This window comes from Streptomyces laculatispora (genome assembly GCF_017353455.1).
In the GTDB taxonomy this organism is placed as follows: Bacteria; Actinomycetota; Actinomycetes; order Streptomycetales; family Streptomycetaceae; genus Streptomyces; species Streptomyces laculatispora.
The window spans coordinates 1-10,102 of record NZ_JAFMPZ010000071.1; the positions used below are offsets into that span (position 1 = coordinate 1).

9 protein-coding genes and 4 pseudogenes are annotated in these 10,102 nt (G+C 68.8%); 4 read left to right on the forward strand and 9 right to left on the reverse strand.

Translation table 11 applies throughout. The annotated features are described in order from the left end of the window. Positions 1-918, reverse strand: a pseudogene (locus J1C73_RS03470) (hypothetical protein); the annotation flags it as partial. 156 nt (positions 919-1,074) lie between these two features. Between J1C73_RS03470 and J1C73_RS03475 the strand changes: the two are divergent. Beyond that, a complete protein-coding gene (locus J1C73_RS03475; RefSeq protein WP_123467462.1) occupies positions 1,075-1,341 on the forward strand; it encodes a hypothetical protein in 267 nt (88 codons plus the stop codon). A gap of 128 nt (positions 1,342-1,469) precedes the next feature. Here J1C73_RS03475 and J1C73_RS03480 read toward each other — a convergent pair whose 3' ends face one another. Then, on the reverse strand, positions 1,470-1,646 hold the full coding sequence (locus J1C73_RS03480) for a DUF8839 family protein (protein WP_207315030.1): 177 nt from the start codon (positions 1,644-1,646) through the stop codon (positions 1,470-1,472). A 693-nt stretch (positions 1,647-2,339) separates the two neighbouring features. After that, positions 2,340-3,094: pseudogene (locus J1C73_RS03485) on the reverse strand (transposase family protein). A gap of 786 nt (positions 3,095-3,880) precedes the next feature. Between J1C73_RS03485 and ltrA the strand changes: the two are divergent. Continuing rightward, positions 3,881-5,044: pseudogene (gene ltrA / locus J1C73_RS03490) on the forward strand (group II intron reverse transcriptase/maturase); the annotation flags it as partial. A gap of 149 nt (positions 5,045-5,193) precedes the next feature. Here ltrA and J1C73_RS03495 read toward each other — a convergent pair. After that, positions 5,194-5,634: a hypothetical protein gene (locus J1C73_RS03495; RefSeq protein WP_123467459.1), complete on the reverse strand. Its 441-nt coding sequence runs from the start codon at positions 5,632-5,634 to the stop codon at positions 5,194-5,196. Between the two features lie 78 nt (positions 5,635-5,712). Then, positions 5,713-5,847, reverse strand: coding sequence for a hypothetical protein (locus J1C73_RS35625; RefSeq protein ID WP_307797596.1), 135 nt, complete (start codon positions 5,845-5,847; stop codon positions 5,713-5,715). 12 nt (positions 5,848-5,859) lie between these two features. Between J1C73_RS35625 and J1C73_RS03500 the strand changes: the two genes are divergently transcribed. Next, positions 5,860-6,372: a hypothetical protein gene (locus J1C73_RS03500; RefSeq protein WP_207315031.1), complete on the forward strand. Its 513-nt coding sequence runs from the start codon at positions 5,860-5,862 to the stop codon at positions 6,370-6,372. 77 nt (positions 6,373-6,449) lie between these two features. On the opposite strand, the pseudogene J1C73_RS03505 reads toward J1C73_RS03500, so the two are convergent. The 4 genes and pseudogenes from J1C73_RS03505 to J1C73_RS03515 form a co-directional block, all read right to left on the reverse strand. Continuing rightward, positions 6,450-6,617 (reverse strand): annotated as a pseudogene (locus J1C73_RS03505) (IS6 family transposase); the annotation flags it as partial. Between the two features lie 58 nt (positions 6,618-6,675). Next, a complete protein-coding gene (locus J1C73_RS35385; protein ID WP_278186506.1) occupies positions 6,676-7,188 on the reverse strand; it encodes a recombinase family protein in 513 nt (170 codons plus the stop codon). Next, on the reverse strand, positions 7,128-7,652 hold the full coding sequence (locus J1C73_RS35390; RefSeq protein WP_278186505.1) for a zinc finger domain-containing protein: 525 nt from the start codon (positions 7,650-7,652) through the stop codon (positions 7,128-7,130). The genes J1C73_RS35385 and J1C73_RS35390 overlap by 61 nt, the downstream gene beginning before the upstream one ends. A gap of 193 nt (positions 7,653-7,845) precedes the next feature. Continuing rightward, complete coding sequence (locus J1C73_RS03515) at positions 7,846-9,813, reverse strand: tetratricopeptide repeat protein (RefSeq protein WP_307797597.1); 1,968 nt, start codon at positions 9,811-9,813, stop codon at positions 7,846-7,848. Positions 9,814-9,831: 18 nt separating this feature from the next. Between J1C73_RS03515 and J1C73_RS34465 the strand changes: the two genes are divergently transcribed. Next, the coding region (locus J1C73_RS34465; RefSeq protein ID WP_242643659.1) for a hypothetical protein at positions 9,832-10,102 on the forward strand (271 nt) is incomplete at its 3' end.

Consider the following 10,102-nt stretch of genomic DNA (forward strand, 5'->3'; position numbering starts at 1 on the left):
CAGCCGGACGTCACCGGCAGCGCTGCCGCGCACCCGGGGATCGGGATCGCGGCTGAACCGTTCGACGAGGGCAGCGCACGACCCGGGATCGTCGAGCGCCAGAAGACGCATCCGGGGCTCCGGGGCCTCGGCGAAGCGGACCAGGTCGTGACGGGGGAAGTTGGGGTGGTTGCGGGGGCGCCCGGGGAACGAGAAGCTGCCGGGCCACCAGCTCCACACCTCCAGGAGCAGCTCCGCCGGGGCGTCGTCGCAGGACTCCGTGAGGAAGAGGCGCACGACGCGGTCCTCGTCGTGGGCGAGGAGGTCCACGACATCGGACGGAAGGCGTGGGGCGCGGGCCACGCTGCGGCGGATCCGAAGGTTCGGTGACACGGCGAGTTGACGCATCACGGCGGCGTCGGCGTGGAGGGCGGCGATCCACCACACCGCGTAGGTCCGGTCATCGACGCCGATGTCAGCGACGGTGGCGGCCATCGACGCGACCTCGGCCGGGTCCGAAGGCGGTCGGGGCCCGGAGCCGGGCGCCGGCTCGACACCGGTCCGGCGTCCTGACTCCGGGTACGCGGCCTGTTCCGCCGCCAGCTCGGCCAGAGCGCTGCGGAACGGCGAATCCGGCGAGGCGGTCAGGAGCCGGTCCCACTGGGCGGGCGAGAGCCTCCCCGATTCGGCGGCCATTGCGCGAACGCGCCTGGAGGGGTGGATGACCGCGGCGTCGAGGACACCGGCCGGGAGGTCGTCGCGGTACAGGAAGTACACGTTCGGGTGCCGCCCCACGTCGAAGAGGCTGATCAGCACCTCCGCCGGCGCGGCCCGGTTGAGTCCCAGACCCCTCAACCACGCCCCGGCCAGCTGCTCGCAGGGCCGGAAGGCCTCGGACAGTGCGGCCCAGGCCTCCCGGCCGGCATCGGTCTCGGTCATCCATCGATTGAACAGGTGCGGAATTGAATGATCAATGCTTCCTCACGTCCCGGGGCTGCGGGCACACTCGGCCCGGACGGGCGGACATGCCTCCGATCGAGTCACACGGACCCGCTGACCGAGGAAGTTGTCAGTGGTCGGTGCGATCCTGCTGGTATGGACGAGATCATGCGGCGACGGGTGTACGGCGCCGATCACGACGACCCCGATCCGGGGCCCCGGCCGGGGCGTGTCTACCGGGAACTGGTGGGCGGCCCGCTCGACGGGCTGCTGCTGGACGTGACCGGCTGGACGGCGGTCGCCCTCGCGGACGGCTCCGCCCTGATCACCGAGATCGGCTCCTACGGGGCCGGCGGCAGGGCCGAGTACGGACCGAGGGTGAATGAGCCGTACAAGTGGGACTGGCGGGGCGACACCCCCTGAGCGCCAGGGTGTGTTCCGTGTGTTCTCGGGAACCCCGCCCGCCCCGCGGCGTCCGGCGCTCCGGGGCGGCACCGGACAGGCGGGCTGCCCCGTGGCACCGGCCGTTCACTCGTGTGCCCCGTCAGTGCTCAGCGGCCCCGGTCCGCGTACTGCTGCGGCACGACCACCAGGAACGCGTCCTGTTCCAGGTCCATCACGACCTCGGCCGCGACACCCTCGCCCCGGCGGGCCGCCGCGAACTCCTCCGCCGGCCAGCTGCCCCGCGGGCCTCCTGCGGGGAACTGCTCAAGCACGGTGCGAAGCACGGTCCACCCCCCTGTCGTTCCTTCTGCTGTCCGCTCCAACGACGTCCGGCCCGTCCCCGTTACGGCTCCGGGGGCGTCGCTCCCCGTGCCCCGGGCCGCCCGCGACGGCCGCCCGTGGTTGCGTTCGTGCAACGGCATCGCCTCAAACGGGTTTTCGCGGGAGGGTGTTGCGGGCAAGCCACGGGGGGCTACGGAAGAGGGGGAACCGTGATCGTCTGGATCAACGGTCGGGTCGACAAAGAGCCTGCTCGGCGGCCTACCTGCTTCTATTCGCTCCGAAACTTAGCCCTACTCAGCTTTAGCTAGCCGTAGTCAGCCTTGATTGGGAAGATCTTTCTCCCATCCGTCTCCCATGGGAGACGGATGGGAGAGGGCTGCGATGGAGTCCCAGATCCGGGACCATTCGGTCAACCACGGGGCGCCGTGAGCTATCGCCGCCGAGGGGACTCGGGCTCGCCGGGCTACCCCAGGGGGCCGCCGCCATCCGGCTCCCGGGCCGCCGGTCAGATGCTTGCCCGCCGGGCGTGCGCCCGGCGGGCAAGCAAGGTGAAGTCCCATGCATGGCCGGGTCCGGGGCCGGGCCCGTGGTCCGTCGGCGGCGGGTAGACCTTCTGCCGGCAGGCGGCGTCGCAGTACGCATAATCAACGTCGGCTTTCTCCTCAAGTCACTGGACCAATGAGCCTTTTCCAACCTCACGTTGATGCGTGATGAAGGACGAAGACGGCCTTCACGATGTCGGTGATCCGGTTGGTGCTGCAGCGGAGCTTCCGCAGGAGGCGCCAGCCCTTGAGAGTGGCCATGGCCTGCTCGCCGAGGCAGCGGATCTTGGCGTGGCTGCTGTTGTGGCGGCGCTTCCGTCTCTTTAGGCGGCGGTCCCGGAACGGGACCCGGACGGGTCCGCCCGCGCCTTGGTACGCCTTGTCCGCCCAGCACTTGAGCCGTGCACCGGTGAGTGCCTCGACGATGCCGTGAGCACGGGCGGCGGTCAGGTCGTGCGTGGAACCTGGAAGGGCCGGCGAAGCCCGCCGCAGCCGTCCGAACGGGTCGGTCAGGACCTGAATGTTCATTCCATGGCGTTTATGTTGGCCGGAGTAGTACGGGGTGTCGGCGGCAATCCGGTCGATCGGCAGGAGCGTTGCGTCGAGGATCACGAAGGCCGGCCGGCTCGCGGTCCGCATGACCTCGGAGAGGCTCGGCGCGAGCGCGGCCAGGGCCTCTATCGCCTCACGGATGTAGCGGAAGACTGTAGCGATCCCGATGCCGGACCCGGCGGCGAGCTGGGCGTAGGTGTCGCCACAGCGCAGGTGGGCCAGGGCCAACAGGGCCTGGCGCCCGGCGTCAGCCGCCGCCACCGGGTGCCGATCTCACGACGGCGAGCAGCCAGGCGCTGAGCAAGGTGCCGCAGGTGCGTGCTGGACAGATCGATCGCCGATGGGTAAACAAGCACACGAAGCTCCTGGTCGGCACGGGTGATCTTGGTCGTGAACCCGTCTACCAGGAGCTTCATCAGTTCGTACAGCCCACCAACCACCCCTCCACATCGTCAGGTTGGAAATGGCTGTGTGCCACGAACAAGAGGAGGGGCTCGATGTAGGGGAGCCGCTGCGATTGATGCTGTGCAAGAGATGAAGGATTTGGCCCTTCGGAGCCGCCCTGCGGGGGGAGGCTTCAAACTGCCACATGCTGCGGGAGCGGTGACGCGACCGTGGTGAGCGATGTGGAAAAGGCACCCTTTGAAGTGTCAGGTAGGGATCAGGAAGACGAGCGCGAGCGAATCACTGACGACGTGTCGTTATCCAACTCAATTGGCATCAAAACCGGGGCGATGGCTTTTGCTCCGGGATGAGGCTGGCGGGTTCCCGTTTATTGGCCAGGCGGTGTCCGGCATGGAGGTGACGTGAGCCTGATCTGCTGCTCTTGTACGGAACGTGGGAAGACATGCCCCGACACCGCAGCCCGGAACGGGCGCGAGAGGGAGCACTCCAAGCGGCGAACACCGTGAGGAGCCGAGTACCGTCGCGGGGCATGTCGGCGGACCGGCCCGTAGTAGTGCTGAAGCCCCTGTAATGAGGGTGGAGCGAAGGGGCCGGGTCACTCGTGACTGTGGGAGCTTGACCAACCGGACGTGCTCCGGGAGGAGTCGATGAACCAGTTGAAGTCACCGGAGAAGTCGTTTGAGATCTCGAAGTGGGAAGTCTGGGAGGCGTTCCAAGAGGTATAGAGGAATCAGGGCGCGCCAGGGGTGGACGGGCAGTCCATCGCTGACTTCGAATCAGACCTGCGGGGCAACCTGTACAAGATCTGGAATCGGATGTCATCGGGGACGTACTTTCCCCCTCCGGTGCGATCGGTGGAGATCCCCAAGCAGCATGGTGGCGGCACAAGAATGCTCGGCATTCCCACTGTCGCTGACCGCGTTGCTCAGACCGTGGTGGCCAGACATCTCGGAGTCCGGGTGGAGCCTGCGTTCCATGAGAACTCCTATGGATATCGGCCACATCGGTCGGCTCTGGATGCGGTGGAGCGCTGCCGGGAACGGTGTTGGAGGAAGGACTGGGTGATCGATCTCGACATTCAGAAGTTCTTCGACAGCGTCCGGTGGGACCTCATCGTCAAGGCCGTGGAGACTCACACCGATGCCGTGTGGGTGATTTTGTATGTCAAGCGGTGGCTCCAAGCGCCGCTTCAACTGCCCGACGGTTCCTTGCTGAAGCGGGACCGGGGGACCCCGCAGGGCTCCGCGGTCTCGCCCGTGCTGGCGAACCTGTTCATGCACTACGCGTTCGACCTGTGGCTGGTCCGCAACTTCCGGGATGTCCAGTTCGAACGGTATGCCGATGACGCGGTCGTGCACTGCGTCAGCGAGCGCCAGGCTCAACAGGTCCTGGCAGCGCTCGGGAACAGGATGGAAGAGGTCGGGCTGCGGTTGCATCCCGACAAGACCAAGATCGTGTACTGCAAGGACGGGAACCGGCGCGGCGCTTACGAGCACACGTCGTTCACGTTTCTCGGGTTCACGTTCCAAGCCCGCAGAGCGCGGAACAGGAAGGGGAAGAACTTCACCAACTTCCTGCCCGCGATCAGCAAGGAGGCCCTGAAGAAGATCAGCGGGGAGGTTCGCTCCTGGCGGCTTCACCTGCGGATCGGCCTCACCTTCGCCGAACTGGCCCGCAGGATCAACCCGATCGTGCGCGGCTGGATGCAGTACTACGGAGCGTTCTACCGCTCCGAACTGCTGCCCCTCCTGCGGCGTATCAGTGCCTACCTGATGCGCTGGATCCGCAAGAAGTACAAGCGATTTCGGTCGTTCAAGTCAGCCCACAGGTGCTGGCAGCGCATCACCAGCCGGCATCCCAGGCTCTTCGCCCACTGGGCGTGGACACCGTGTTTCTGGTGATCAGAGTGACAAGAGCGGAGTGACGGGAGACTGTCACGCTCCGTTCTGTGGGAGCCCGGGGGTGAGATCCCCCCGGGCGACCCGACCACTGTGATTGCATCGCCCCGCCGAACTATCGCCCCGCCGAACTGTTCGGCGGGGCAGCGTTACTACGCTCCTGGTGACCGTGAGTGGTCGCCAGGAGCGTAGTAACGCCAGGTCGGGTCGTTGATCCAGGCTGTCTGGGGTATTGCGGGTGGTTGGGGACGGCGGCCGAAGCGTTCGGGGTGACGAGTGTATGCCTGGGCGAGGACCTGCTCACAGGTCAGGTCCTCGAGGACGAGCTCCTGCTTTTGGTCGTCGCCGTCGACCGGGTCGGGCGCGGCGAGCGGACGCGGCGCGGGCAGCACGACCGGCGCCATCGGCGCGGCCGGGACGTCGTCGGCCGGCTGCGCGGCGGCTGCTGCGGCGCGGGCTGCCTTCGCTTCGGCCTGCCGGGCGCGGTACTGCTCCCACTCGTACGCCTTCGCCCATGCCCTGGCCGTCACGGTCTCGTGCAGTTGCTGCTCGGTGGCCGCCCGCCGCTCGGTTCGACGGCATCGTTGTTCCATGCCCCGCCGGATCGGGCTTGGCTCCGGATAGCCGTCCAGAGGACCGTAGCTACGGCGGGGACACTGTGGCGCAGGTGTTCAGTTGGTCGTGGTGAGGTTCTTCTCCAGCGCGGTGATGTAGTTGGGCAGGTGGTGGTCTTTGATGGCGTCGGTCTCGGGGGCGAACAGGTCGGCGCCCAGGCCCTTGGCCCGGTCCTGCAGCATCGCGACCATGGGCATGGCCTGGTGGAGCCGGCCGCTGGCGTCGAAGTAGCGCAGCGCGTCAACGTGGGTGTAGGCGGGCTCGGGCGGGAGGTGCGGAACGATGTCGTTGTTGTTGACGAAGCGCCCGCGACCACCCGAACGGACGCAACACCGCCGGGGCGGGTCGGGCGGCTTGCGGATCGCCGTCCGATTTTCGAGCTGCGCGAGCGGCTCGCCACCACCGCAGCCCAGCTGGCCGGTCCGGACCAGTCACCGCCACTGATCGAGGTCTGGTTGTCGCTCTTCTTACCCCTGGGCGCCCGTGACTTCGCGTACAGCACCACCGCCGCCAACTTCGGCGCATCCTTCAGCCCGGCGATCGACGGGTCCGCCAGCAGCGCCTGGACCGTGGCAAGCAGCCGCATCCTCCGACCAAGGCGCAGCGGATCGTCGTCGCTGTTGGCCCCGCTCACGTGCGAAGTGACCGCGAGGCCAACCCAGAGAATGCCGTCCTGTCAGGGCACCCCTCCCGACCGTACGGTCAACCGTCCCTGACTGCGTGGTCACGTTGGTGGGATGTTGATCGGTTGAGGGCGCGTCAGGGCGTGGTAGGGGTCGGGCGGGGGCCTGGGTCACGCGGCGGTGGGCAGGGCGGTAGCACCGGTGATCTGGTCCCAGACGGCGAAGCGGATGGTCATCTCGGCTCGGTGGTCGGGGGCGGTCATGTGGTGGCGGTCGGGTCGGAAGTGGGGTGAGATCCCGGTGAACGCGGACAGGAACCGCTGCGCCCCGCCAATGCTGCTTTCATCGGCCCTGTTCTCGTATAGCTGCCGCCAGGTGGCGAGTAACGCTGAGTGACTACACGGGGCTGCGGTCGCGCTGCTGGAGGGCGGCGAAGTCGGCTTGGGCCGCTTCTGTGGCCTCGGGGTACGCCTGCTGTTTCTCGTGCTCGGCCAGCGCCCGGTAGATGCTGGCCACGCTGGGGTTGTGTCCCTTGCGTTTACCGGTGGGGATGATCAGGGCGGGCTGGATCTGCTCGACGGACTCGCCGTTCGCCTTGCGCCGCAGCACGGTGTGCAGCATGTCGTCGGTGATGACCGGGGGCCGGCCGCCGTACTTGCCCTTGCGGGCCGCGGTCTCCAGCCCTTCCAGCGTCGACTCACGGATGGCCTCTCGCTCGGTCTCGGCCATCGCGGCGAAGAAGCCGAACAGCAGCTTTCCTGGTCCGGTGGGGTCGTAGATCCCGGCGAGGGGGCCGACGAGCATCTCCAGGACCAGGCCGTGCTCGGTCAGATGGTCGGCGAGGGCGGTCAGCTCTGCGGCGTCGCGACCCAGTCGCTCATCTCGTTCACCGTGAAGATCACGCGGCAGTGAGGGGCGTGTGCCTTGATCTCCCGGGCGGTCTTCAGCGCCTCCTCGAAGGCGGGGCGGACCTTGATCCGGGTGCTGATCTTCTCGCTGAAGATCTTGTCCCTGCCGATGCCGTGCCTGGCGAGCGCGTCCAACTGCGAGTCGAGCTCCTGGCTGAGGTGCGAGCACCGGGCGTAACCGATCCGGATATCCGCGCTCGGCAGGTCGGGGTCGACGGCCGCGGGCAGCGGCTTGCCGGGCCGCCACGGCTGCCCCGGACCCCGGGTGGCCGGGGTCGGCACCCGCAGCTCCTTCGCCAGCGTGGGCACCTTGGTGAAGCGGCCGGTGTGGTACGCGCTCGTGACCGCGCCGGAGCGCGAGCGGCACGGCGAGCCGGGGGCGGCCTTGCACTTGGGGCACGGATGGCGCTCGACGTGATCGGCTTCGGACTCTGGTTCGGGGGAAGATTCTTGAGGGTCCGTCATGACCCCGGATTTTCGCACAACGCAAGTCTCAGAACCCCACCCTTGCCGCTTTTGAGCGCGAACGGGTTCTGAGAGTCGATCCGTCTCTGGTGATCTTCGTCCGGCTCTATTTGATCTTGCTCGGGCAAAGGGTCGTTTCTGGGAATCGCAGGTAACAGCTGCAGACGGTGACACCGGTTTCTCCAATCCATTCTCAGTCGGTCGGGTGGCCAGCGATGTCGAACACCGAGTTGAGTTGGTGGAGTTCGTCGGCGGCTTTGATCTGACGGGGGTTGTCCAACCGGACGAGGGCATCGTGGGCCGTGGTCAGGGTCGTATGGGCTTCGTGGTGGCGGTTGAGGTGGCGCAGGACGATGCCGAGGTCGAGGCGGGCGGGTTCGCTCCAGGCGGGCATCTGTGCTGCCTCGAAGTGGGTGAGCGCGTAGCGCAGGGGTTCTTCGGCCTCGTTCCATCGGTGCAGGGCCGCGAGGTCGTTGCCGAGGTGCTGGCGGGTCACCGCCAGATAGAGGCCGATGAGTTCGGGTAACTGTCCGGGGACGCCGGCGCGGCAGATGGCTTCGCTGCGCCGGTGGACGGTCAGGGCTTCGTGGGGGCGGCCGACCTGGCGCAGGTGGTGGCCGAGGCTGTTGAGGACGGTGAGTTCGGCGAGGCGGCTGGGTGCGCCGGTCTGCTGGCGGAGATGCTCGGTGGCTTCGTGCAGTCGGGTGATGGACTCCTCGGTGCGGCCGAGGCGGTGGAGGGCTCCGGCGGTGTAGCCCAGGGCCCAGCCGATCTGGAGCTGATCACCGCATTCGCGGGCCGCGGCCAGGGCGTGCTGGGCGGCGGTCAGGGCGGCGGTGTGGTCGTAGAGGCACATGTTGTAGGCCCAGGAGAGGTAATTGAGGTGGACGGCCTCGTCGCGCCTGCTGCCCAGGGCGCGGGCCGAGCCGACGGCGCACCGGAAGACCTGCGCCCACAGTTCCCAGTGCGGGGTGCGGTCGGAGAACCAGTGCATCGCCTGCGCGGTGTCGATCACCTGCTGGTGGTGGCCGGCGGTGTGGGCGCGGTGCAGGGCTGCGAGCCACTGGGGCCGCTCGGCCTCCAGCCAGATCCGGGCCCGGTCCCGGTCGGCGACCGCGGTGGCCGGGTCCGGCGGGGTGTCGGGGTGGGGTTCGGTGTCGAAGAGCCGGGCTGCGGCGGTGGCCCGGCGCAGTGCCCACCGGTCGGCCCGGTCCCGGGCGGCGGTGATGTGCGCGGGCTCGTCCTCTTCGGCGAGCTGTTCGGCGGCGAACAGGCGCAGGAGGTCGTGGAAGCGGTAGCGGTCGGCGGTGGGGTGTGGCTGGAGCAGTCCGGCGTCGGTGAGGTGCTGGGTGCATCGGGCGGCCTGGCGCAGGGGCAGGTCAGCGAGCAGGGCTGCGGTGGTGGGGCTGAAGTCGGGGCCGTCCGCGAGGCAGGCGCGGCGAAAGACGGTGCGTGCGGACGGGGGCAGCTGCTGGTAGGACAGGGCGAAGGCGGCCCGCACCCGCAGGGACCCGGCCTCGAGGTGGTCCAGGCGTGTTTCGTGTTCGGCGAGTTGGGCGACGAGTTTGGTGAGGGTCTCGCCGGGGCGGGAGGCCAGGCGTTGTGCGGCAATGCGCACGGCTAGGGGCAGGTGCCCGCACAGCTCCGCGAGGTCGCGGGAGGCCTGGCTCTCGCGGTGCACGCGGTCGGGGCCGATGACGCGGGTGAGGAGTTCGACCGCCTCCTCCCGGCGCAGCAGCGCCAGCTCGGTGCTGTGGACGGATTCGAGTCCGGCCAGAGAGCGCCGGCTGGTGACCAGGGTCAGGGAGGGGCCGTGGCCGGGCAGCAGGGGGCGGACCTGGCCCTCGTCGGCGGCATTGTCCAGCAGGAGCAGTACCCGGCGCTCGCGCAGCACCGAGCGCAGCAGGCCGGAACGGTCGTCGGTGGCGGCCGGGACGGCGGCCTCGGCCACGCCGAACGCGTGCAGGAGCCGGGCGAGCGCCTCGCGCGGCGCGGTGGGCTTGGGGTCCATGCCGCGCAGGTCGACAGCGAACTGCCCGTCGGGGAAACCGGGCGCCAGAACGTGGGCGGCGTGGACGGCGAAGGCGGTCTTCCCCAGCCCCGGCTGTCCGCACACCACCACCACGGCAGGATGCGCGGGATCACCCCGCTCCACCAGCACGCGCAGATCCTCCAGAGCATGCCCGCGCGCGGTGAAGTCACGGAGATCACGCGGCAGCGCCAGCGGATGCTCACCGATAGCCCCCGACCCCGGCCCCGTTCCGGCGGACGATTTGGGCCCCGTCCGCCGACGGCGCGCGGACGACCCAACCGGGCGGCGTCCTCCAACTCCTGGCCCACGACGCCGTCCAGTCCCAACGCCGCCACCAAGGCCTCCACCGTGCGCAGCCGCGGCCCCCGCGCGCGCCCGCGCTCCATGTTCGACAACGCCCGCACACTGATCCCCGCCC